Source organism: Enterococcus raffinosus (genome assembly GCF_001886185.1).
GTDB lineage: Bacteria > Bacillota > Bacilli > Lactobacillales > Enterococcaceae > Enterococcus_A > Enterococcus_A raffinosus.
In genome coordinates this window covers 50,972-75,803 of the sequence record NZ_JXLA01000020.1, presented here as the reverse complement: position 1 = coordinate 75,803, position 24,832 = coordinate 50,972, and the positions used below count along the sequence as shown (strand labels likewise).

Below are 24,832 nucleotides of genomic sequence, written 5' to 3'. Positions count from 1 at the left end.
TTTGTTATTGAACTTTATCAGTGGCTCCTTGAAAACACTGGTCACTTTATTGCCGACAAATGAAGGCGACATTCTAATGAATGGCGTCAATATCCATGATCAGAAAAAAATTCGCTCCATCATTGGGTTTTTGCCGCAGGAATTTTCTATGTACGGGAATATGACTGCTTATCAAGCAATGGATTATCTGGCCGTGCTTTGTGAACTAGACAAACGAACTCGTAGAACACGCATCAATGCATTATTGGAGCAAGTGAATTTAACGATCCACAAAAATGTAAAGGTGAAAGCGATGTCTGGCGGTATGAAGCGACGATTAGGAATCGCACAAGCACTATTGAACGATCCGAAAATATTAGTGGTAGATGAGCCAACCGCCGGCTTGGACCCAGAGGAACGGCTCAGATTTCGAAACCTACTAGCGGAAGTAAGTGAGAATAAAATCGTTTTGTTATCAACCCATATCGCAGGCGATATCGAAGCGGCGGCAGAAAATGTCGCGATTTTGGAACAAGGGCGCATCATTTTTTCAGATTCAATTGAGGAATTACTACTAAATGCGCAAGGAAAAATCTTTAGTGTTCAAATACCGCGGACAGAGTTGAATACTGCTAAAAAACAAGTTCAAATCATCAGCCTGCAGCAGGAAAGCAGCACCTCACATCTCCGTTTTATCGGAAAGTCCGATGCCCAGATCATGCGCCATCCGCTAGTTATTGAGGAGCGTCCTACATTAGAAGATGCTTACCTCTACTTGCTATCATCGAAAGGTGGTGAGTAGGATGCTGCTGAAGAAAGAACTCGGACTAACCTTAAAAAGCCTCACCTATTGGCTCGTTGTCTTATTTATTGGTTTCTTTTTATTCACTCAATTAGGATCTGATTTTGTTTCATTGAAGCAGCCGGAGCCCGGTCAAAGTGATTATGGAACAACCCAAACTACCAACAAAAAAGACATTCAGCAGCAAACATTGTATCTGCTGCTGCAGCAGTATAACAACGAAAGCTATAATACCTATCCTTTCGGCTTTTTAAAAGTGGTGAAATTGACAAAATCCGATCAGGCAAAAATCAAAGAAATACTAGAGCAAGCAACGGGCCTTTCTATTCAAGAACTAAATCAGGCGCAATTAGAACAAACAAAACAAGCAGGAGATGAGACGGCTTATATGACCGATCCGATTACACTAGCAGAAGCATTTCCTCTAGCGAAAGATTACACCTATCAAAACTTTGAAAAGGACATGATCAAAGTTGAAAAATTAATTGGAGAAGGCTCAGACTTTTCGTCAGATGCTTATTTACATCAATCGATGAAAAATATGACCTATGAAGAGGCAAACGAGGCATTCAAAACGACGTTGACAAAAGACCGCGTTTCTGGTGCATTTGCTCGTGTAATTTGTGATTATTTAGGAATTATCTTATCTCTAGTTCCAGTTTTTGTCGCAGCGACAGTGGTATTAAGAGATAAAAGAGCCCACAGCCAATTAGTGATTCAGACGAAAAAAGTCTCTTCTTTCAGGCTGCAGGGGTCTCGATTTGTAGCAACGACTCTGCTAATTCTTCTCCCCGTTCTTGTGTTTAGTTTGCTGCCAGCGGTTCAATCTATCTATGTCGCACAAAACTATCATCAGACGGGAGATTTGCTACTTTTCTATCAATACATCATTGGATGGACGGTTCCAACCATCGTCGCAGTAGTAGGAATCAGTTTTTTGATCACTACTGTATTGAACGGACTAGTGAGTGTTCTCTTCCAGTTAGGTTTTTGGCTGTTATCTATCTTAAGCGGCGGCAGACAATTGGTAGGTGTTTTCGGACTAAGTCTCATGCCCCGATTCAACACGTTAGGCTCACGCGAACTATTTGAAACTATTTTTTCTGAACTGGTGATCAATCGAGCGTTTTGGTTCTTACTGGGAAACGTTTGTTTCTTTCTCAGTTGTATCGTTTTTGACCTCAAACGCAAAGGGAGGGTAAGTCATGGAAATCCTCGCTAAAGTTTCAACAACCTTCTGGCGATTTCACTTTTATCCTGCGGTGATTGCTGCACTGCTGCTGACCTTGCTTTTTCCAACATTCTTTGGTGTAGCCAATGCCTCGTTTGTACAAAGCGCTGCAATCTATGAACGTTTTTCTCCGCTGATTGGATTGATCTTATTTCTTCCCCTTTATCTGCCAGATATCTCGGAGGAAACAACTTTATTGATCAAGACGAAACGGTTTGCGTATGTAACCATACTCGTTCTACGCTTCATCCAAATCATCCTAGTTTTACTACTGTTAACCTGTGGATGCTTAGCTATCTTTGAATATAGCAATGCAACAATCGAATTTGATCGCTTTTTATTCAGTGGTTTGGCAAACGCTCTGTTTATGGGGGGATTATACGCTGTAGGTTTTTCTTTTTCTAATCAGCCGATCGCAAGCTTGATTCTACCTTTAGGCTATTATGTCGCCAGCCTGTTTACAGGTGACAAATATCTAAAAATTTTTTATCTCTTTACTTTGAGTGAAAAAGACACGGCTTCAAAACTTGTGTTGTTCTTTTGTGGAACACTATTCATTATCATCAGCTTCTTAATAATGAAAAGAAGAACGTAAAAAGCGCTCGACTCTAAGGGTACATCTTAGAATCGAGCAACTTTTCATTTTAGCCAATACTTTTTAACTGCTCACTGTGATTTACTTTCTTTTTTTCCAACGAATCAAAGCTTTCTCCGCCATTTGTAAGCAGAGTTAGGACAACCTCTTCTTTTCCAGCAGAACGAACCTTCTCAAAGTCTACTGTAACTAGTAACGTCTTTTCATCAACCGTTTGACCTTCTTTGACATGAACATCAAAAGGCTCACCTGCTAGTTCCACAGTATCAAGACCGATATGGATTAAAACCTCACTACCTAGGGTACTTTTTAATCCGATCGCATGCTTCGTCTGAAAAATGGTCGTCACCGTTCCTTTAATCGGTGCGTAAATCTCTGATGCTGTTGGCTGAATACCAAAGCCTTCTCCCATCATCTTTTGAGCGAACACCGGATCAGAAACTTCTGCTAATGGAACAAACTGACCATCCACTGGTGCGAAAAAAGCTTCCGTCTTTTTCTTTTTGAATAAATCAAACATATATTACCCTCCAATTCTGCACACTAATCATCGCGGCCTAATAGTTGGTTGATCTCTTGGCTATACAGGTCCGCTTTCCCGCCAAAAACAGCCTGAATCCCACCTTGAACTTCAAAAACTGCGGTTGCTCCAAGCCGCTTAAAGACTGCCTTTTGAACACTTTCTCCCTGCTTAACAGCCACACGGAGACGTGTCGCACATGCAGTAACGGTTTCAATGTTTTCATCTCCACCTAATGCGTCAATAATCTGCAACGCTTCCTCTTGTAAACTTTGAGAACCAGAATCATCTGCCACCTCTAGTATTTCATCCTCATTTTCCATTCCTGGAATGGCCACACGGAATTTCTTAATACAGAAACTGAAAACAAAGAAATAAATCAATGCCCATGCGATCCCAAACGGAATCACCTTTATCCAGTTCGTTTTATCATTTCCTTGCAGTACACCGAACAACAAGAAGTCGATCAAGCCGCCAGAGAATGAATTTCCGATGCGAATATTTAAGATGTCAGCAAAATAGAAAGATAAACCATCTAAAAAGGCATGAATCACATACAGCCAAGGTGCCACGAATAAGAACATATACTCAATTGGTTCAGTAATCCCAGTTAAAAATGAGGTCAACGCACCACTGAAATACAGGCCGCCATTTTTCTTGCGATTCTCTTTAGGAATGGCACGATACATGGCATAACAAGCAGCTGGCAGACCAAACATCATTGTGGCGAAACGTCCCGCGAAGAAACGAGTGCCATAAGTAAATAATCCAGTGTGACTAGAATCTGCTAATTGTGCAAAGAAAATATTTTGCGCGCCAGAAATTGATTGTCCGGCAACTGTTTCAACACCCCCTAAAGAGGTATACCAAAACATCGGATAAATTGTATGATGCAGTCCTACTGCACCCGTTAAACGTAATAAGAACCCATAGAAGAAGGAACCGATGCTTCCCATCTGTGCCACTTGATGTCCTACAACAACCAATCCATTTTGAATCGGCGGCCAAATCAGATAGAAGATACAGCCGATCGCGATTGCGCTAAAGGAAGAAATAATCGGGATAAAGCGTGAACCGCCAAAGAATCCTAAAAATTGCGGCAATTCAATTTTTCGATAGCGATTATGAAGAAAGGCGACCGTTCCACCAATAACAATAGAACCCACTACTCCGGTATCAATGCTGGCATCCTTGGCTGAAAATAATTCCAATAATCCGCTGATTGTCGCTGTATAAACTAAAAACGCTACGCCACCAGCTAATCCGGCTGTCCCTTTATCTCCTTTCGCTAGTCCAACAGCAATCCCAATCGCAAAAATCAAAGCTAAATTGGCAAAAACCGCATTTCCAGCAAAACTCATTACACTAAGAATGGCTTGCAGCCACGGCTGATTTAAAAATGGATAAGCTGCTACCGCACTCTCATTTGTCAACGCACCGCCTAATCCCAACAGCAAACCAGCTGCCGGCAAGATGGCGATCGGCAGCATAAACGCCCGTCCTAACTGTGAAAACTTTTTAAACATATTTTATTCTCCTCCTTATGTTTGACTACACGTATAGTTATTTCCTATAGCATCACTTCTCTTTAATTCGTTAAAGCTTGGATAAAACGAGCAGCAATCTCTTTCGGCCGAGTAATCGCACCGCCAACAACGATTCCGTCTGCCCCCAATGCTTGAATTTTTTTCGCCTCCTCTGGGGTATGGATTTGACCTTCAGCGATTACTGATATTCCTTCCTCAACTAGTGACTTCACTAACGCTTCATTTGATAATGCTTCCGCCTCTGTATAGCCTCTAAGTGTTGTCCCTACAAAATCCATGCCAGCTTGCCAAGCATTAAGTCCTTCTTCATAAGTAGCAATGTCCGCCATCAGCAACTGCTCAGGATACTTTTCTTTAATTTGTTTGATGAATTGATTGATCGTCTGATTATCTGGCCGTTGTCGCAAGGTACAATCTAAAGCAATGACTTCTACTCCAGTTGCGACTAAAGCATCCACCTCTTTCATCGTTGGCGTAATAAATACATCCGACCCCGAATACGTTTGTTTAATAATGCCAATGATGGGCAGGTCTACTTTTTCTTTGATTTGAAGGATGTCTCTCACAGTATTTGCTCGAATTCCGACAGCTCCGGCTTCCTTTGCCGCCAGCGCTATTAACGGCATCACGCCACCTTCTTCGGTATACAAGGGCTCTCCTGGTAACGCTTGGCAGGAAACAATCAAGCCACCTTTAATCACATCTAAAAATTCTTTTTTTTTCACGCTCCATTTTCACTCCGTTTTTAAATTTATTTGGATTATTACTCCAAAAATATAGCATGCGCTTTCAAAAATGTAAATAGCAAATGAAAAAAAAGTTGATTTGACGTATAATTTATTTTGACAACGGAAAGATTAAAGGAGAACCAATGACCATTACGTATACGATTCAGGAAAATTACCCAACACTGACTAAATCAGAAAAAAAAATTGCCGACTATATTTTGTCCAGCGGTGAAAAAATTGTGCACAGCACGATGAGTGATATCCGAGAGGCGACCAAGGTTGGCGATGGAACGATTATTCGTTTCTGTCAGAAGATCGGCTTTTCCGGTTTTTCTGATCTGAAAATCGCCATCGCTAAAGAGGACTTCAGCAAACAGCAGGAGGATACGCAGGAATCTGATCTATTTGCAAAGCGCATCAAGACGATCAATACCGCATTAAAAGCAACAAACCAACGCTTAGATAATGAGAAAATCAAGCAAGCCGTTCAATTAATCACTGCAGCCAAACAAATTTATATTTTTGGTGTGGGCTCTAGCGGGAATAGCGGAAATGACTTAGAGGCGATGCTGCTGCGGGTCGGGGTGCAATCTCATTCGGTGGTCGATCCCCACTTTCAATCACAGATTGCCTCTTTATTAACAGAAGAGGATCTGGTTATCGGCTTTTCATTGTCGGGCAGAACGAAAGACACGCATGATTCATTGAGCATTGCTAAAAAAAATCAAGCGAAAATTATCGCTATTACGAATTATCAGCTCTCACCCATTGCTCAATTGGCTGATATCGTTTTACAAACGGCGATCGAAGAATTTTTAGACGGCGCCTCATTGGCGGGTAAAATTTCTCAGCTTTATTTGTGTGATTTACTCGTTCAAGGTTACGAAATTGAGAACAATGTGAATACGATTGAACTAAGAGAAACGGTCCTACGATCGATCTTGGATAAAAGTTTGGATTAATCTCATAGACAAATAAGCACCCCCTCTAGTGATCTATCACTAGGAGGAGGTGCTCGTTTTGCCTATCAAAAACTGCCTATCGCTTTTGATAGGCAGTATGCAAATCTATTGTACGGTTTGTTGATTTTGATCAGTCACTGGTTGATCGGTTTGAGCTGTATCGGTCGTTTGCTGAGGATGCGTCGCAAAATATTGTGCTTCACGATTCTCCGCATTTTGTTGCAGATTGTAGTAATAGAAGCTAATGTCATTGTTTAGATATGAGCCTGCTGGGTACAGTTTACGTGTACTTTCTGGCATTTCATACTTAGCTTTGTCAACCGTTGAAGACACCACCAAGCCTCTTGTTCCATCCACTGTCGCGTCAGCAAGGTTCATCACCTTCGTGTAGTCACCATTGTCATTTCGGACATAGGATCCTAGGTTTTCTGCCGCTGTCGCAGGAGTACCATCCGTTCTCCAGTTGATCGGATTGATGGCTAGGGCCCCTTCATCCCAAGTTGGCAGTTCCCCTGTGAAATCTGGAGAAACTGTATTGTAAGAAACAACTACACCCGTATCGTCTGGTCCGGTCGCAAACTTCACCTGCGGATTGTCATTCATTTCCTGCTGCGTGACTGATTGACCCAATACATAGGCCGCAATCATCCGATCACTAACACCAGGGTTGTTTTTGAAGTAATCATACATGATGGCTTTAATCATACGAGCGCCTTGAGAATGACCCACTAGGATAAAGGGACGGTTATTGTTTTCATGTTTGATATAGTAATCAAAGGCCGCATAAACATCGGCTTTTGGCACACCATCCACGTATTCATTCTGTTCCGCTTTCGATTTTGAATACAGCCAGTTAGCGTCTAATTGACGATAATACGGCGCATAGATGTTACCACTAGTATCAAAAGCTGAACCTTGGGTTGCTAAGAACACCTGAGCACCTGCTCGCATGGTGGCATCATCAATTTTTGCTACAGGGGATGAATTCTTATCCTTTTGTGCATAAGCAGTAGGATACAACATGAACACATCTGCCTGACTAGTAATTTCGCTTGGCTTCGCTAACCAATTATCGGAATCACTATAGTCACTAGCTTTGATCGTCTCCCCTGATTTTTCTGGTTCCTTGACTTTTTTTATGGTTGTTTTCCGTGTCTCTTGTTTGGGTGTCTCTTCTTTGCTGAAAAAGGTCGTATAGGCATAATATCCGCCAGTCCCTAGTACAGCGATTATCAGTAATCCAATTAGGAATTTCTTCATTGTGTCCTCCAATAAAAAATTTATGTTCCTTCCTATTATAGGGGAGTTGGCTTTTAAATGACAAATTTCGTTGGGATTTAATGAAAAAACAAAAAGAGCCGAAGCTCTTTTTTATTTTTATTTGTTTGCCTCTAACGCATTCGATAAACGCGCAAATTCTTCTAGTGATAAGGTTTCACCACGACGCTTAGGGTCAATCTCGGCCTGCTGCAAGCTAGTTTCTAGCCAAGCTTTTGTCGCATCGTCCTTCCCGTAACTATTTAATAAATTGTTCCATAAAGTTTTGCGTCGTAAAATGAAAGCAGCTTTCGTTAGTTTGAAAAATTCCGTCTCATTGGTGACCTCTACCGCTGGTGTTTCCCGTCGAACCAGTCGCAAAATCGCAGAATCCACATTGGGCTGCGGAATAAATACCGTCTTCGGTACGATAAAAGCAGTGGATGCGTCCATATAATATTGCACCGCAATGGATAAAGAACCATAGGCTTTTGTTCCCGGTTTTGCTGAAATGCGGTCAGCGACTTCTCGCTGCATCATCACAACCATTTCATCTACCGCAAGTTCCGATTCCAAAATGTGCATCATGATCGGTGTCGTGATGTAATAAGGCAGATTCGCTACCACTTTGATTGGACCTTCTTGATCGAAAAAGGCTGTTTCCTTCTTTAAGTCAACCTTCAAAATGTCGTTATGAACAACTTTGATATTGTCATAGGGACTCAAAGTATCCGCTAAGACAGGGATTAATCGATCGTCAATCTCAAAGGCCAAGACCTGATGTGCTGCTCGAGCTAAGTGTTCTGTCAATGCGCCAATTCCCGGTCCAACTTCGATAACGTTCGTTTGTTTGTCGATTTCAGCGGTAGCGACGATTTTTTGTAAAATATTTGGTTCAGTCAAGAAATTCTGACCGAGACTCTTCTTAAAGGAGAATCCGTGTTTTTGCAGGATTTCTCGCGTTCGGGAAGGTGTTGCTATATCTTTGTTCACAAAGTTTCCTCTACTTTCCTCATTGCCTCATGCAATTGTGCTTCGTTGATGCGAAACATCGTTAAGCGTTTTTCTAATTGTTTGGCATTCGTATAGCCGATTTTCAATTCATCGCCCAAACGTTCGCGCCGTTCACGGGCTTGAGCTCCCGCTATTAAACCATAATCCAGCAGCGTTTGTCTAGCTATTTTTGGCTCATCATCTTCGGCTGGCATCACCACTTTGTGCAGGGCTTCTATGATCGCCTCATCGCTGGCATGTTCAACCCCTAGGCTGCTGCCACGTTTTTGCGGTGCCGCCATTCGTCTTGATAGAAAAGCATGCTGGGCATCAGGAATCGCCTCCATGATCGTCTTGCGAATCTTCTCCCCAGAAAAATCTGGATCAGTAAACACGATCACGCCCCGTGTTTCTTGCGCATGTTCGATCTGCTCTAGGATCGATTCGTTGATGGCTGATCCTCGTGTTTCGATCGTATCAACATCAAAAACCTCTTTCAACCGTTTCGTATCGTCTTTACCCTCAACAACAATGATTTCTTCAATTTTCTCTTTAGTCATGGGCATTGATCCTGAATAGACGATGCGCATTCTCTGTTGTTTGCTGCGCGATTTCTTCCATTGGTAAATTCCGCAATTCCGCAATTTTTTCGACGACATAGCGAGTATAGCCCGGTTCATTGCGCTTCCCACGATACGGCATCGGCGCTAAATAAGGCGCGTCTGTTTCTACTAGCAGTTTATCCATTGGAACGATGGTTGCGGCTTCTTGAACATCCAAGGCTTTCTTGAAGGTCACCACCCCAGAAAAGGACACATGCATCCCTAGATCTAAGAAATACTTCGCCCATTCTCCGCTGCCGCTGAAGCTGTGCATAATGCCGCCGATATCACGAATGTCTTCCTCTTTTAAAATCTTATACGTATCTTCCATTGCTTCACGCGTATGGATGCTGATGGGTAAGTTCATTTCCTTGGCAATCGCGATTTGACGACGAAAGACACTATCCTGAACTTCTTTTGGATCTTCCATCCAATGATAATCCAGCCCGATTTCGCCTAAAGCCACCACTTTTGGCAAAGTTAATTTTTTGATTAGGTCTTCTTCGATCACTTTCGTATAGCTGCCAGCCTCTGTAGGATGCCAGCCGATGATGGAATAAATCCCCTCGTATTGTTGGTTTAGTTCTAAACTTTTTTCAATGGTTGGCGTATCAAAACCAACGACCGCCATCTCTGTCACGCCAAGTTCACGCGCTCGTTCGACCGTTTCGGGAATTTCTTTTTCAAATTGTTCCGCATTCAAATGCGTATGAGAATCAAAAATCATTCATAGTCCTCCTACATCAAAATTCTTCTTTTAATTATATCGCCTGAAGGGTTCTCCTCCAAGCTCAGCTAAATTCAACTTATTTTAACACAATGATCGCGAACACACGAAAAACTAAGATGCTCAAAAAAACATTAAAGCATCTACTGCCTTAATGTTTTCTCGTTAACCTAAGCCTTCAGTAATAATTCTATTTGTTCTAAAACACTTTCTTGATTGTTCGAACCAATAATCGTTTGAGCAGCTTGCTTTACTTTCTCCTGTGCATTCGCCATCGCAAAGCTCATTCCTGCATACTTCAACATTTCAATATCATTGCCGCTATCACCAAAAGCCGCGATCTCAGCAGGAGCGATTCCACATTTCTCGCCTAGCTGAGCTAAGCCACGTGCCTTGTGAACTCCTGGAATAATCAAATCAATATCCCCATGTCCACTCGAGACAGGAACCATCTCCCCGTTCAATAGTTCTGTTAAAGAGGACAGCTTCACTTCAACCTCCGTGGGTGAAAATGTCAGGGCGAACTTAAAGATCTCGTCATTTTCTTTCGTAATATCCGCTAGCTTCTCAAGTTTTTTGATACTAGGATAATAAAATCGAACACTATTGAAAACCTCTTCTGGCATCTCCTTTGAAACATAAGCGCTCTTTTTTCCACATATGACAAATGCTGATGGTCCTAGTGCGCTGATTCCTTTTAAGGCAGCCAGAACCTTTTCAATTGGTAAGGACGCATTGTAATAATCTTGTCCTTCAACGATAATATTCGCACCATTTTCAGAAACAAAGGACATTTCTCTGTGAAGCTCTGGGAAAAAGCTCTTTAGCTGATCGTATTGATTGCCACTGGCAACCACAAACTTGATTTTCTTTTCCTTTAACTGCTGAAAAATGATTTTAAATCTTTCACGATTGTACGTTTTCTCCTCATTTAAAAACGTTCCATCCATATCTACTGCGATCATTTTAATAGTCATTTCATCATCTCCTTCGCTTTCTTTATGTATATAAGACTACCATAATCGCTAGGACGCATTTCAGGTCAAGAGAAATTTTCATTAGTCAGAAAATCTTCTTTAGAAAATCCGTCAAAAGTCTGATGTTCTAAAATGTTTTTCTCTCTATACTAGGTGTTAAGGATTGATGAATATTTCAAGTCGTCTCTCTACTATTCTAGAAAGAGGTGATTATATGCCTAATTTCCAACGAGAATTTCCTAATACTGCACGCTATTTAAAGCAGCGTTATCCTGATAAAGAGCCATTAAGCAGCTTCTGGCACTGGGCAACACTCGCTTTATTTGCCATTTTATGTATCGCGACTATCAAGCAGCAATTATTGCTAATCGGACTACTGATCCTCATTGCCGCATTGATCAAAGGACCAGGATTGTTACTTTTCGGTGCGCTCTATTCACTATTAGTCAGCTTGTTTCCACCAATTGGAGTGGTACTTTCAGCACTATTCTTCATACTTAATCTTCGTTTATTGACGAAAAGCTGGCGTGTGAATCTCGTAACGTCGCTATTCTATTTGTACCCATTGGGATTAAGCCTTCTACGTTATTTCACTCAGTGGAATGCCCATTGGCAAATCGGACTGGAATTATTACCAGGATTGTTATTGCTTCACTTTGTATTAATGCAGGTATATTACTTCCACCCAAGTGCCCGTCAAGTTGCTTGGACCGTTTTGGCTACCCCCTTTGAATTGATCTCACTCGTATTACCTAAGCGCTTCAAGAAACCCTTTCGGACTACAGTACCATCAACGAGAATAAAGCGCTAAGTACGTTAAGGGAGATATTCCCTTAACGTTTTTTTGTTATAAAGTGAGCAAAGAGCAGTAAGAAAACCGAAAGGTCTCTTACTGCTCTTCTGCTTTAGGGGATTTGCGGCTATTTTTACCGCCCCTTTTATGGGTTGGAATCGGTCCCTTTCAACCGGCTAACTTACTAACGAGCTGTTGCAACTGATGGACATCTTGATTCGTTAGAAACGGATCAATCACAACAGTTGGGTACTCCTCCGGTACTTCTTCCACGCTGCTTGAAGTGATCAGCGCATCATATTTTTCCAACTCTGAACGGTGGATATTTACATTGCTTAGCTTTTTCTCTACATAGTGAACCTCAAAGTTTCCATAAATTTGATTCTCAATTTGGCTGCCTAAAAAGAATTCTTCCGTTGGAGAAAGCTCTGATAACAAGAGCAGCTTCAATGGTCGATCACAGCTGGCTAACAGTGACAGGCTTTGAGGAACCATAGTAATCAAGAGATAGACATAATTCCAAACGAAATCTTCTTCTTGATAGATTTGGTAACGATTAACAAATTGATCAACGATTCGCTTCACCTTTTTAACCGCTTGGTCATGTGTCTCTGATAATTTTTCCAAAAAGATCTTTCGTTGACGGAACAAAATGTCGATATACTGTCCCTCGGGTTCATAGATCTGATGCTCATTCATCAAAACAATCGCCAAGTCCTGCTTTTTATCATTCCCCAAAGAGAAATTCAAAAGACTATCAAACTCCTCCACCAATTCTAAATGACGATAATAGAAATCCGCGTACCCATCTTCTTTCCTTAACGCGCTTTGTAATTGACTTTTACTAGCCACAACTACATCGCCATAAGACAACCAAAGGCAATCTTTAATCTTATCAGAAGACAGCTTCACTCGAAAAACTTCCATCGCCATTCGCTTAAAGGCATCCAGCAGCTGCTTCTCCGGCAGCATCAAATCACTGTTGAGCTTCGACTTCGGATAATAATGACCGTTTTTGATCCGCCATAAACTAATGTACATGTTATACCCCAAGCGTTTGCGGGAAATATAGTTGTCCTCCAACTTATTCAATTGGATGAATTGATTCACCAGTTCCGTGATCGCCTTTATTTGGAACTCCTTTAACTCTCGATACAAAGAACCAAGCCGATCCGACTTCTCAATGAAATAGCGATAGTACATATGACGAATGACACTCTCGTTACCCTCTAAACGCAACGGACGATACTGCAAAGTAATACCGGTTTCCGACAGAACACCCTCGATTTTTTTTAAATTTCGCTGAGTCTTTGAGGGACTCAAATAAAGCTTTTTCGATAGATCGATTATATTTTCGCACTCTTCATACAGCAGCTCTTCGATGATTTGAAACTCCGGTGAATGCTGGATCGTGTCCGCATAGAGACGATTAATACTGATATGCGACTTGATCTTCAGCTGATAAAGTCCTTTATATTTCTGAACTCTAAAGGCATCCTGTTGACTATTGATCAGTTTTACATCCTTTAGTAAAACGGATAGTGAACATTCTAACTCCTCTAATAATTGGTCACTTGATAATCCGGTACGACATGCGTAAAGCAGTTCAATCAACCGCAGATGTCGCAGATTGCTCACCCCTAAAATTTCTCTAAAATCCATCTTCTCACCCTCTTCATTCACTCCTATGCTTATCCCCACTAACAATTTTGATCATGAAATAGCCACATTATGTGCGCTATACCCGTATGAAACAAAACCCCTTTCGCCTCATACGCATTGAATACCAACATTTATTTTAGTTGATCAAATAAAATAGCCTGCGTCCCCTCCTTCTTACCTTCATAAACGGCAAAAGAAAAAGCCAAGCAACAAAACACGTATACCTGATTGTTGCTCCGGTTTATCCGTTGTCTACTGTATAATAATGGTAACTGATATAAACTATCCTTGCTTCTGCCTATAAAAAATAAAAATGCGTTATCAAAACCTTCGTTCGCCTTCCCATAAAGACATCCGTTACCGAAACTCTAGTTATTTAATTCACTTTTTAAATTTAAAATAAATTTTTTTAGAAACTAATAGTTAAATTTTTTTTGTTCCATTTGATTTTTTAACTTTAAACAATAACTAGGTAGTTACTAGAAATACTTTTTAAACAAAATGATATTTTAAGATAAATAACGTATCTATATTTATAAAAAAAGATAGATACGTTATTTTTTAAATGATTTTCATTAAATATTCGTTTTTTTCCAGTTAAAATACAATGAACCGAAACTTAATAAAACTCCTATGCCAATGAAGACAAAAGCTGTTTTAGTATGCGCTCCACCTATACTCCCTGTGCTTGGTAATGCACCGGTGCTGATTATGAGTTTATTTTCAATAATCAGTTCAATTTTATTGTTTGCTAAAGATGAACGCTCACGTACTAACGGATTGTTTGTTTCATAGGTGATACTCCCATCATTTTCTATTCTAAATTTGAATTCTCCCTTTAATCCTGTATACCCGTCAGGAACAGTGATTTCAATCAATGCATAGTTTCCTGGCTTCAATCCTGTAAAATTAAAGGTTGATCCGCTGAAAAGCGTTCGATCGTATCCGTTCGGTCCGGTTAATTTAAAACTGGCTCCATTCAGCGGGTCGTCTTCGGAATCAACCTTGAATACCTCTAAAGTAAAATCTCTCAACTTGTTCGATACGACCAGCTGACTCCCCTGTCCAGCAACAGTCGCAAAAACTGCTGTTCCCGCACTATTTTCTGCAACCTCAATAGTGAAATTGGACAGTTTGTTATGCCCTATAGGTACAGTTGTTTCTTCTACTGTATAGCTGCCAATTGGAAGCTTCTCAATCGTGACTGATCCATCTGTTTTTGGTTCAATATCTGTATAAACGATCCGTTCAGAGAGTCCATTTTTTGCCTGCCGTGTCACCTTAAATTTGGGCTTGTCAGTACCAGTAAATGGCGTTTTACCATCATGAGAAACCTTTTTGAAGGTATAATCTGTGGTCAGTAGTTTGTTGGTGATTGTGACCGTGTTAGAACCTAGACTAGCTTTAGTAAAGTTTGCTGGAGCAGAGACAGCCTTCGCATACCCTTTTACTCGATCTTTTTCGACAACTTGGAATTCTTCGCCTTCTTCAAGCACAGTAGTTAAGGTTGCTTTCCAGTTTGTATTTTTCGTGACATCTGTTTGCAGAACCTCTTCTGCACCTATTTTTTTCTGTAAACTCGCAACAATTTTATCTGGCCGTAATCCCCAAAAATCTTCTTCATTGTTGCGGGTATCTTCCCATTTCTTTTCGACTGGTATATCAACTTCTTCTTCCCTTGGAAGCCGAACAGAAGGAACAGCAAAATCCAATACGTCAGGACTTTGTTCAGGTGTTGGCTCTAGGGTCGTTTTACCGTTCGTTTGATACCATTTCCCCTCCTCAAAAGCCGAATCATTGGTTCTTAACTTAACCTTATAATCAATCTGTATTTCCTGGCCTTTATAGAGATTGATATTATCAACAGTAAGCCGACGATTATTTTCTTTCATGACTACTTGAGGAAGTGTGAATGGATCACCCGCTGCTCTAGAAATCTTTACCGAATTCGGAACCAGATCTACCATATCTCCTAATGGATCATCAAGCTTTCCTTTGTAAATACTGTAGGATATCTCGCTATACCATTCATTGATATACTGTTCTAAATCACTGATACTGCCATATTGGAAGAAGTAATTATTTCTATTGCTCACGGAGCCTGAAGCGTTAGCTTTTCTACTTGCCATTCGAAACAGCCCTTCAATCAACTCAGACTCAGAGTGTCCCTCTGCACTAACTTTCGTAATATCAACGGCAATCGTATGAATCTCAACTCCTTGTTCTTTGATATCCTTTGCTGTTGAGTTGGTTGTCGTTAAATGACTATTGATCGTGTAACCGCCATAATTTATCCCTCTAGAGAACTTGACACTGGTACCTGTCGATCCTAATGAACTTCCGACTTTATAGTTAGCAGTGCTATTCTTATCATCATTTCTTAAAATTCGAACTTTGTCATAAAACATGTCAGAATCGTACATAGTGGTTATAGGTGTCCAGCTTTGGTTAGGTGCGCCATCGGTAAAAACTAGCATCATTTTCTTTCGATTGTATGTTTTTCCGGCTCCTTCATCGGTTTCTTTTGCTTTTTCAAACAAATCGTATCCTTCTGCTAGGCCTCGTTGCGTATGAGTTTGTCCCCACGGCCATTTACCATATCCCTCGCTGCCGTATATCTTTTTCCAATCTTCAGGATTCTCAGAGATTTGAAAAGTCGAATGTGCGACTTGATTAGACGTTTCGTAGCTCGAAAAGGTGTGAGAGCCAATCCTGATATTCGCTTTTCCCTCATTCTTTAGTTGGGCAAGCTGATCAATCAATTTTTTTACCATATTTAAAGCGATCTCTTTCGGACCTAACCTTAATGATGCCGAATTATCTAATACAAGCACAATATCAATACCCGGTTCATAATTCGTCTGTCCTCGAACATTTAGCCGAACATTAAACTCATCTTCTTTTTCGGTAGCCATTGCCATCTTACGGATCGATAGACTAGCTCTATCGGCTACATCCGCATTGTACCCATAATGAATATAAGAATTTCTCAAATTTTGGTTAGAGGTGTCCCAGCTAGTATTCCCATTCCAACCAGCAACCGTCTCGACACCGCCTTGATGATTCAAAACATTTTCTTGCCCTAAAGGTTTCCAAGAAGGCGTCGGATAAATACCATCAGGATTGGTTGAACCCGAATATTCAGGTTCTTTGTTCGTATACTTATGCAGGCTATAAGCTAATCCACCTTCCCCGGCTCTCAAAGCAGGTGTATTACTGGATTTTAAAGATGGACCAGCCAGTTTGTTGTTTTCCTTTTGTTTTTCTTGATTCCTTTCGTTGATTTTGGAGGCTTTTGTCTTCATCTTTTTTGACTTCTCTTTTTCAATACTTAGCTGACAGCCTAAATCATTTGGCAAAATGTTCTCTTGGACATCTTGTTCCTCCTCTTCTTTTGATTTCTTTTCATCCATTTGTACGATTAACCTGATATCCTTCAATTCTTTTGGCAGCTCAAAAGACAGCTCCTTCTTATTAGAAGTGGAAAATTCTTTTTCTACCAGCCAATCCTCCTGTTGCTCCATTCCTTCGATTGTTCCATACTTGATTACTTTTTGATCTTCGTCCATGACTTTCAGTTTAAAACGTTGATGATAGTTTTCTTTTTCTGATATTCTACTGAGCTTCAAGTACCAAATATTTTGCTTTTCGGCTTCTTCTATATGATACAAATAGGAAACCACTAAATGGTCTTGCTTATATAGTATAATTTCCTCTTCTCGCTCGCTCGCCTTCACCACCTCTGTGAAAATCCCAGAGAAACATGATAATAGCAGCAGCAGTAATGCCACAATCTGAATTTTTCTATTCACTTTCATCCCCTCCACTTTTTCTTACAACATTATTTTAAAGCAAAAAGAAAACAGCTGCTTTGTAAACAGCTGCAATAACATCGTTTTTTTATTAAGTATAAAGCCCATTAAAAAAATGTTTCTATAGATATATATGTTATTCAATTTTATAATTTGAACTTTATTAAAGTTTTTGACTGTTATAAAAATGAATAGAGTTTTAGCTACCTTCCAGAAAAAAACCAAAAATTTATTTTTTACTATAGAGAGATGGGTATACTAGAGAATAATCAGTAATAATAGTCATATAAATATAAATTTTTAATAATATTTGACATTTTGCGTCATAAGAAAGAAGGTTCATTTCTTTTTCCTGCAATACAGGTTACTAACTTCTGGATATCCTGAATGTTGTCCGAGGTTAAAAAAGGTTCAATCGCCACAACTGGACACTCTTCTGGAATGCCTGTCATTAACCGTGTAGTAATCAAGCAATCATATTTCTTTATCTCATTAGTTAATTGATCGGTACCCCCAGGCAATTTTTCAAAATGATTAATGATGAAATTTCCATAGATGCTCTCTTGAATCTGATGAGCGAGAAAGGTTTCTTCCGTCGGAGCCAGATCAGAAATCAATAAAATTTTTATCAGATGATCCTGTTTTGCTAACCATTTTAAACTTTCAACCTTTGTAGTCAATAGTAGGTACACATAATTTTGAACAAATCCCTCTTCTTGATAAATCTCATTTCTTGTGACAAAAGCTTCTACTAGTTGCCGGATCTTTTTTATCCCATTACTGTAGATTCTGACGGATTCTTTTAAAAAAAATACACGATTATCCCACAGCAAATTAAGAAAGGTACTATCTGTATCATAGAGATAGACATCGTTGCATAAAACTGTTGTAAAATTGATTTTATCCTTTTTAGATAAGCGACAGCCTAACAGTTCGTCAAATTCTCTTACTAAATCATAATGCAGCATATACAAATACTGATACCGAGGATTATCGATCAATGCATATTCCCGATGAGTGATGCTGAAAACCACGGCATCCGAGAAACTAAGCCATAGACAATCTCTCAATATATCGGGGCTCAGTCGAATCCCAGCAATTTCCCATACCACTTTCTCTAACTGCTTATATGATTCTTTTTGCGGTAATTTCAACCCTAATTTTCTTAACTCGTGCTTTGGATACGCATGATTATTTTTTATTCGCCACAAACTAATATAGAAGTTATAATTCAGCCTTTTTTCAAATACATATTTCCGCCAAATGTCATTGGCTACCGCAAATTCTTCCACATATTTTTCAATGGTCAAATATTGCTGTACTGTCAGCTTAGGCAGCAGGTTTTCAATAGTACTTTGACGCTCCATATAAAACCGAAAATAAAAATGACGTATCTCACTTTCACTGCCTTCAATTCTTAACGGTCGAAAACATAGTTTCATCTTCGAACTTTCCAACGTTTTTTCGATTTTCTTTATACAGCGTTGTGTGTTCGATGTACTTAACTGTAGTTTTTCAGATAATGCAGTGATATTATTACATTCTTCATACAAAAGTTCCTCAATGATTTGATACTCTGGAATAAAACGTAAAATATCTGAATACAAATTGCTTAAGCTGACCGATCGATCAAGGGAAAGAGAATACCATCCCTCTTTTTTTACAATCTGAAAATATGTGTTTTTACTATTGATGATTTTGATATCATTTTTCAACACAGGTAAAGAGCAATTTAATTCACTTAACAAGTGATTCTGTGAATAGCCTTTTCGATGATAATACAGTATTTCTAATAATTCTAATCGCCGTTTTTTACTCGCTCCTAAAATCTCTCGAAAATCCATAAAGAGACCTCCCTTCTGCTAAAAAAACTTCTTTCACTAAAAGAATACAAGGAAACCCCACTGAACAAAAATCCAAAATCTAAATAAATTTCCAAAAAAAAAGATACTCGAAAATACAGATCAAGCTTGACTTTCTTTGTTCTATACAAGAAAAAAACAGGATCAAAAAAGTGATCCTGTTTTCGTTCTCTATTTAGTTGTGTAGAGCCAGCTGTCCGCTATTTTGCCGTACGAATATTGACAAATTTCACCTCAACATACTCTTCTACGCCATAGGTTCCATTTTCACGGCCAAAGCCTGAATGCTTCACTCCGCCAAACGGTGTGGCAGAATTTGATATCTCGGTATCATTGACACCTACCATGCCGTATTGCAATTTATTACTTACATTTTCCACCGTATGAATATTGGTTGAGAAGAAATAAGACGCCAATCCAAATGCTGTATCATTTGCATCTTCAATGACTTTTTCCTCATCCTCGAAGGTGATCAACGGAATCACTGGACCAAAGGTTTCTTGATAGAAAATGTCCATATCCTTCGTCACACCGTCTAAAACAGTCGGTTCAAAGAAATTGCCGTTGGCATATTCGCCATCCTCTAACTTATGACCGCCGGCTAAAATTTTCGCACCTTTATCCGTCGCGTCCTTCAGCTGATCCATCACTTTTTCGACACCCGATTGATTAATCAACGGTCCTGTTGTTGGATCATCCAAGCCATTTCCAACTGTGACGTCTTTGATTGCTTCCACGATACGATCCGTTACTTTTTCCTTAATGTCCTTATGAATGAAAATCCGATTTGGCGACGTGCAGACTTGTCCATTATTAATGAACTTCGTTTGAATCAAGGTATCCACTGCTCGTTCGATATCCGCATCTGGGAAAATAATGTATGGCGCATGTCCGCCAAGCTCCATGGACACATTTTTCAATGTTGGTGCTGCTTGTTCGTTTAATTTTTGACCAACTTCTGTCGAACCAGTAAAGGTGATTTTTTGTACATCGTCAGATTCTGACAAGATCGTTCCGATTGTTGAAGAATCTCCTAAGACAATATTCACTACACCTTCAGGAAAGCCCGCCTTATCAAACAATTCCATCAAAGCTAACGCAGAAAGCGGTGTTTCCTTCGATGGCTTCAAAATCACGGTACAACCTGCCGCAATCGCTGGAGAAATTTTCCGAATAATCATATTAGACGGGAAATTCCAAGGCGTGATGGCGCCCACCACTCCAACAGCTTGCTTCCGTACCTGCCATTGGTTTGTTGCTGGTGAAGGGACAATCTCTCCTAAAAGACGCTGACCTTCTGCTGCATTCCAGCGCAGATTTTCAACATTTGTTTGAATCTCGCCTTTTGCTTGCGTTAGAGGCTTGCCCTGTTCCATCGTCATAATTGTTGCTAAGCGTTCTGTGTCTTCTTCGACTAAGTCCGCCATTTTATTCATTAGTTCTGCCCGTTCAGAGGCTGATTTTCGCGACCATTCTGGAAAAGCCTTATTCGCAGCTTTGATCGCTGCCTTGACTTCTTTTTCGCCCCCGACATGAACGTTTGCTAGTGTTTCTCCTGTCGCAGGATTGGTCACTGGTTTCGTTCCTTCTGAGCCTTCCACCCATTTGCCATTGACATAGAGACGTGTTTCGACTGCTGGTAAATCTTGATATTTTGCCATGTGTCTAATTCCTCCTATTTTATCACGTATGGTAGTGGTCGAATACGATAAACAGCGGTGTTAATCATAGATTTCCTGCTGTTTACTACATTGATCACCGTAACATGGATAAAATGAAAGCTCAAAAAATCAGCTTGTTTTATAAAGAAAATAGAAAAACTTGACGAAAAACGTCTTTATTCAGGCAGTTTCTCTATCATTCTTGAGAAAACTTGAAATTCGATTGTTTGCGCTTCCTTTCGTTGCTATACTTATTTATAGGGAGGCTGATTGCTATGTTCGCAAACTTGAAAATCATACCAAAAAAATATGAATCTTTTTATATCACGTATATGATTTGTTTACTAACTACCTTCCTCGCGTTGGCGCTCCTTCGTCCTAATGCCGGCATAATTATTTTTCTATTTCTTATGTTTTTTGCGATTGATTCTTTTTTTCTATCAAAATCAGAAGAGAAGATTCTCTTGCCTTTACTAGTTGATCTGTTCATTTATGGCTGTTGGTTTATCATTTTGTATCCTTTTTAACAGACTGATCCAATAGACCAGACGTTTATTGTACTCTTAAAAAAGGACTGATTTCATATGAAAAAAGCACAAGATTTCCCCTCCTAACAATTTAAATATAATGATTAGGAGGGATTCATCACATGTTTAACATCATCAATGTAGAAAAATGGAATCGAGCTGAGGTATTTCATCATTATTTGGCGCAGCAAACTACGTTTAGCCTAACAAAAGAAATAGATATCACACTACTTCATGTTTATCTAAAAAAGAAAGAGCATTCCTTTTATGTAGGATTTATCTACCTGATGACTGCGATTGCCAATCAAGAAATCCATTTCAGAATGAGCTTCAATAGCCAGGGACAGCTTGGGTATTGGGACAAGCTATCCCCCTTGTACACAATTTTTGACAAAGAAACACATCAATTTTCTACATTAGCAACAGAATATTCACCCGATTTCGGAACTTTTAAGCAACGCTACTTGGCTGACTTAGCAGCCTTCAGCAATACGGGAAAACTATTTCCACAAAAATCTATACCTGAGAATGTCATTAACCTATCCATGATTCCTTGGACTTCGTTTACTGGCTTTAATCTAAATGTGAATAATGGCGGAAATTACCTCTTGCCAATCGTTACCGCTGGAAAATTTATTCCTCGTGAAAATAAACTTTTTCTGCCGGTATCCTTACAGGTCCATCATGCAGTATGTGATGGATATCATGCGGCACAGTTTCTTAATCGGTTTGAAGAAATGGCGGCCTTACCACAGAAGTATTTTGAGGAGTAGTTTCATTTTCGCCTGTACTATTGAGGAATCTCAGACTCTTTTGAATGTAAGTCAAGCAGGGAGCAATCTTAAAAATCAAGATTACTCCCTGCATTTTATATTATACGTTTACTGATGGAATCGAATAAATTATGATACAACAAGTGCAATGTTCACTTGAAATTTGTAGCAGTATTCTATGGTACAATAATCTAAAAGAAGGGATTCCCACGGACATATTATTTAGTCTGTTTTACTACGGAGCTGCGCTGCTACTTTTATACTTTGTCATTCGAATAGCTGTCAAACATGGCATTCAAGACGCAAATAAGAATAAACCATCTGACTAGCCGTTTGCTAGTTTTTTTGCACCAATGTATCTGATGATGCCTCCTAAAGCTTATTTATGGTCTCCACATGAAAATCCCGATTCGAACTATTTCCATCATTCATGGGTACTCCTAATATGGAATAACTGGAATGTGGATGATAAAATAGAACAAGAAGTATAGCCATGTTTCCTTTTATTTTTAGTTCATTGCCAGCCTTTGTCTTTCTAATTATCTTTCCCTCTTTATTCAAGCATCTATCAAAAAGTGAGCATTATCGCTTTAACTCACTCTATGGGTTTCGTTCAACTAAAGCTGTCAAAAATGCATCAAACTGGCAGTTTTCAATTAGCGCTAAGCATTTTTCTTAAAGGATTCATCTCAATAAGCTTGTTAATCAATAAATAGAATTTCTTATATCTTATTAGGAGGTTTCACCATGAAGAAACTATGCTTTGTCTTAACTGTCAGCACTGGGATAAATTACGGATCAATCTTTGCTGGAGCTGCTGTTAGAGGCCATAATGATTTGAGAGATTATTTCTCCAAGTATTACGATGTTTCGATTAATGAATTTGACGACAACAATTCTGCGGATTATTTAGTTATTCCTGACCCGTTTGTTCCCTTTGACAATAAAAACAACCTTCCAATTATCAAAGTCCCTGCAAAATTATTTATGACTAAAGATTTTGAGGGAATAAAGACGTGTATTGATCATTATTTTGCTACTATTCAAGAAGGTTAATACAAGAGGAATTTCTCTTGTATTTTCCTATTAGTAATAGAAGGTTTTTGAGGTGATCTTTTGAAAAAGACGAAAAAAGAGTTTTATAAGTATTTTTTGATCCTTGCGTTTGTCTTATTGTTGATTTTCATTTTTAGGCTATTCCTGGATCTTTTCATCCTTCACCATACTGTTACTATGGAACGACTTGTTGATAGATTGTTGGATTATTTGCTTCCTAGCATGGTACTTTTTGTGTTTGGTCTTTATTACAAAAATCATTAAACGCTTTTTTTGGAGATAGGATAATTTTCAGGCTCAAGACTTTTTATTAGTGTAAGAAAATGAATGGATGTGAGTAAGATGGCTTTAATCGTATTGCTCGGCGCTCAAGCGGTCGGCAAGATGACCGTTGGGAAAGAACTGGAAAACCGAATCGATGGAAAGTTGTTGTTTAACCATCAGACATTGGATCTTTTCGCGAACTTTCTAGGCTACAGCAAATCCGCCTTCATGCTTTCTGATAAAACACGAAAAGAGCTCTTCAAGGCATTCGTCAATAATACGGAAAACAATACAACTAAAACGATTATCTTCACTGTGGTGATTGATTTTGATCTGGCTTATGACATTGAATTTTTGCACGATATCGCTGACATTTTTTTAGCTGCCAATCAGGAGATCTACTTTATCGAATTAGTTGCAACCTTGAGAGAACGACTAAAGAGAAATGTCCACGAAGAGCGACTAAAAATGAAGCCCTCCAAACGAGACACTAAATTTTCAAGAAAAGAGCTGCTAACATCAGCTAAAAGAAATCGATTAGAAAGTCGCGACCACGAGTTAGAGACTCTTTTCCCAACTGTGCACCATTTGAAAATCAACAATACTAGGCTCTCACCGGAAGAAGTTTGTCATCAGATTATTACTTGCTTCCAGCTTGAGTAGAAGTCTTCCCAGATCAGGTATTTTCTTCGGTTGTTGAGATGAGTGACAACCCAAAGCTCTTTTTATGCTTAAGATTATTGAGGAGGATAGTTCATGATTAAGCTATGTTTCGTTTTTACAGTTAATTCGGGCGCAGGGTATGGCAGGATGCCCCTACCTGTAAACTTTGAGGAATACTCTGATATGAAAGAATATTTCTCTCACTATTATAATGTTTCCTTCAACTATCTTAGAGATAAAGACCAGGTGGATTATTTAGTCCTGCCGAATCCTTTTTTCTCTTTTGACAATGAACACAACCTTCCAATCATCAAAGTCCCTGCAAAATTATTTATGGCTAAAGATTTTGAAGGAATAAAGACATGTATTGATCATTATTTTGCTATTAATCAAGAAAGATAATAAAAGGAGATTTTCTCTTGTATTATCCCTACTATCAGTTGTCTTTCTTCTTTTATAGGCGTGATTACTGAACTTTCCTTTATTTGGCTTTCGTATTAAAAGCTTGTTTTAATATGAATTTTTGGATACTTTTATAGTTAAATAGTAATTTTTTAATGACTAAGAATAAAGTCTTAGGTGCTTCACTTGGAGTATTTACGATCATTCTCATCTTTCTCTACACTTTAAAAAATACTGTGCTCTCAAACGTAAACATAAATTACATTGGGATCATCATGTCTTTGATTCTTATTATGAATGCTTTGCTTGTTTTGATTCTAACTCCAAAAGAACAGAGTAAATTATTTGTATCTAGACCTATAGGCTACGGCTTAACAATAAATCCTAGAAGTCCACTAGGCCTACTCATCTATGCCCTCTTGATTATTCTTGTTTAT

Annotated in this window: 21 protein-coding genes; 9 read left to right on the top strand and 12 right to left on the bottom strand. The window is 39.3% G+C overall.

Annotated elements, in window-relative coordinates; translation table 11 throughout:
• From RV13_RS12120 to RV13_RS12110, 3 genes are all read left to right on the top strand, one after another.
• Positions 1–781 (top strand): ATP-binding cassette domain-containing protein (locus tag RV13_RS12120; protein WP_143142293.1); only part of this gene is annotated, 781 nt, incomplete at its 5' end.
• Between the two features lies 1 nt (position 782).
• A complete protein-coding gene (locus RV13_RS12115; RefSeq protein ID WP_010745462.1) occupies positions 783–2,003 on the top strand; it encodes an ABC transporter permease in 1,221 nt (406 codons plus the stop codon).
• The gene (locus RV13_RS12110; RefSeq protein ID WP_010745461.1) at positions 1,987–2,607 is read left to right on the top strand and encodes a hypothetical protein; all 621 of its coding nucleotides are present in this window, start codon (positions 1,987–1,989) and stop codon (positions 2,605–2,607) included. Before RV13_RS12115 ends, RV13_RS12110 begins: the two co-directional genes overlap by 17 nt.
• Before the next feature lie 49 nt (positions 2,608–2,656).
• Here RV13_RS12110 and RV13_RS12105 read toward each other — a convergent pair whose 3' ends face one another.
• From RV13_RS12105 to RV13_RS12095, 3 genes are all read right to left on the bottom strand, one after another.
• Entirely contained in the window at positions 2,657–3,127 is a 471-nt protein-coding gene (locus RV13_RS12105; protein WP_010745460.1) for a PTS sugar transporter subunit IIA, read from the bottom strand.
• A 23-nt stretch (positions 3,128–3,150) separates the two neighbouring features.
• The gene (locus RV13_RS12100) at positions 3,151–4,653 is read right to left on the bottom strand and encodes a PTS transporter subunit EIIC (protein WP_010745459.1); all 1,503 of its coding nucleotides are present in this window, start codon (positions 4,651–4,653) and stop codon (positions 3,151–3,153) included.
• 62 nt (positions 4,654–4,715) lie between these two features.
• A complete protein-coding gene (locus RV13_RS12095) occupies positions 4,716–5,399 on the bottom strand; it encodes an N-acetylmannosamine-6-phosphate 2-epimerase (protein ID WP_010745458.1) in 684 nt (227 codons plus the stop codon).
• 146 nt (positions 5,400–5,545) lie between these two features.
• Between RV13_RS12095 and RV13_RS12090 the strand changes: the two genes are divergently transcribed.
• Positions 5,546–6,364 (top strand): MurR/RpiR family transcriptional regulator, encoded by an 819-nt coding sequence (locus RV13_RS12090; RefSeq protein WP_010745457.1) that lies wholly within the window; start codon positions 5,546–5,548, stop codon positions 6,362–6,364.
• Positions 6,365–6,469: 105 nt separating this feature from the next.
• On the opposite strand, the gene RV13_RS12085 is transcribed toward RV13_RS12090, so the two are convergent.
• The 5 genes from RV13_RS12085 to RV13_RS12065 form a co-directional block, all read right to left on the bottom strand.
• Positions 6,470–7,624 carry a DUF3089 domain-containing protein gene (locus tag RV13_RS12085; RefSeq protein WP_010745456.1) on the bottom strand — a complete coding sequence of 385 codons (1,155 nt, stop codon included), beginning with the start codon at positions 7,622–7,624 and terminating at the stop codon, positions 6,470–6,472.
• A gap of 117 nt (positions 7,625–7,741) precedes the next feature.
• Complete coding sequence (gene rsmA / locus RV13_RS12080; protein ID WP_010745455.1) at positions 7,742–8,614, bottom strand: 16S rRNA (adenine(1518)-N(6)/adenine(1519)-N(6))-dimethyltransferase RsmA; 873 nt, start codon at positions 8,612–8,614, stop codon at positions 7,742–7,744.
• Positions 8,611–9,174: a ribonuclease M5 gene (gene rnmV, locus RV13_RS12075; protein WP_010745454.1), complete on the bottom strand. Its 564-nt coding sequence runs from the start codon at positions 9,172–9,174 to the stop codon at positions 8,611–8,613. The genes rsmA and rnmV overlap by 4 nt, the downstream gene beginning before the upstream one ends.
• Entirely contained in the window at positions 9,167–9,943 is a 777-nt protein-coding gene (locus RV13_RS12070; RefSeq protein ID WP_010745453.1) for a TatD family hydrolase, read from the bottom strand. Before RV13_RS12070 ends, rnmV begins: the two co-directional genes overlap by 8 nt.
• A 170-nt stretch (positions 9,944–10,113) precedes the next feature.
• Positions 10,114–10,920, bottom strand: a complete 807-nt coding sequence (locus tag RV13_RS12065) for a Cof-type HAD-IIB family hydrolase (RefSeq protein WP_010745452.1) — start codon at positions 10,918–10,920, stop codon at positions 10,114–10,116.
• A gap of 214 nt (positions 10,921–11,134) precedes the next feature.
• On the opposite strand from RV13_RS12065, the gene RV13_RS12060 reads away from it, so the two are divergent.
• Positions 11,135–11,731: a hypothetical protein gene (locus RV13_RS12060; protein ID WP_010745451.1), complete on the top strand. Its 597-nt coding sequence runs from the start codon at positions 11,135–11,137 to the stop codon at positions 11,729–11,731.
• 150 nt (positions 11,732–11,881) lie between these two features.
• On the opposite strand, the gene RV13_RS12055 is transcribed toward RV13_RS12060, so the two are convergent.
• The 4 genes from RV13_RS12055 to RV13_RS12040 form a co-directional block, all read right to left on the bottom strand.
• Positions 11,882–13,375 (bottom strand): AcpB/EbpR/MafR family transcriptional regulator, encoded by a 1,494-nt coding sequence (locus RV13_RS12055; protein ID WP_010745450.1) that lies wholly within the window; start codon positions 13,373–13,375, stop codon positions 11,882–11,884.
• A 575-nt stretch (positions 13,376–13,950) separates the two neighbouring features.
• The gene (locus RV13_RS12050) at positions 13,951–17,187 is read right to left on the bottom strand and encodes a vWA domain-containing protein (RefSeq protein WP_060789295.1); all 3,237 of its coding nucleotides are present in this window, start codon (positions 17,185–17,187) and stop codon (positions 13,951–13,953) included.
• Between the two features lie 323 nt (positions 17,188–17,510).
• Positions 17,511–19,031 (bottom strand): AcpB/EbpR/MafR family transcriptional regulator, encoded by a 1,521-nt coding sequence (locus tag RV13_RS12045; protein ID WP_010745448.1) that lies wholly within the window; start codon positions 19,029–19,031, stop codon positions 17,511–17,513.
• 218 nt (positions 19,032–19,249) lie between these two features.
• Complete coding sequence (locus tag RV13_RS12040) at positions 19,250–20,710, bottom strand: NAD-dependent succinate-semialdehyde dehydrogenase (RefSeq protein WP_010745447.1); 1,461 nt, start codon at positions 20,708–20,710, stop codon at positions 19,250–19,252.
• Positions 20,711–21,359: 649 nt separating this feature from the next.
• On the opposite strand from RV13_RS12040, the gene catA reads away from it, so the two are divergent.
• The 4 genes from catA to RV13_RS12015 all read left to right on the top strand — a co-directional run bounded on the left by catA (position 21,360) and on the right by RV13_RS12015 (position 24,395).
• Positions 21,360–22,010, top strand: a complete 651-nt coding sequence (gene catA, locus RV13_RS12030; protein WP_010745445.1) for a type A chloramphenicol O-acetyltransferase — start codon at positions 21,360–21,362, stop codon at positions 22,008–22,010.
• A gap of 747 nt (positions 22,011–22,757) precedes the next feature.
• Positions 22,758–23,066, top strand: a complete 309-nt coding sequence (locus tag RV13_RS12025) for a hypothetical protein (RefSeq protein WP_010745444.1) — start codon at positions 22,758–22,760, stop codon at positions 23,064–23,066.
• A 342-nt stretch (positions 23,067–23,408) separates the two neighbouring features.
• Complete coding sequence (locus tag RV13_RS12020) at positions 23,409–23,993, top strand: DEAD/DEAH box helicase family protein (RefSeq protein ID WP_010745443.1); 585 nt, start codon at positions 23,409–23,411, stop codon at positions 23,991–23,993.
• Positions 23,994–24,086: 93 nt separating this feature from the next.
• On the top strand, positions 24,087–24,395 hold the full coding sequence (locus RV13_RS12015; protein ID WP_010745442.1) for a hypothetical protein: 309 nt from the start codon (positions 24,087–24,089) through the stop codon (positions 24,393–24,395).
• The last annotated feature ends 437 nt before the right edge of the window (positions 24,396–24,832 follow it).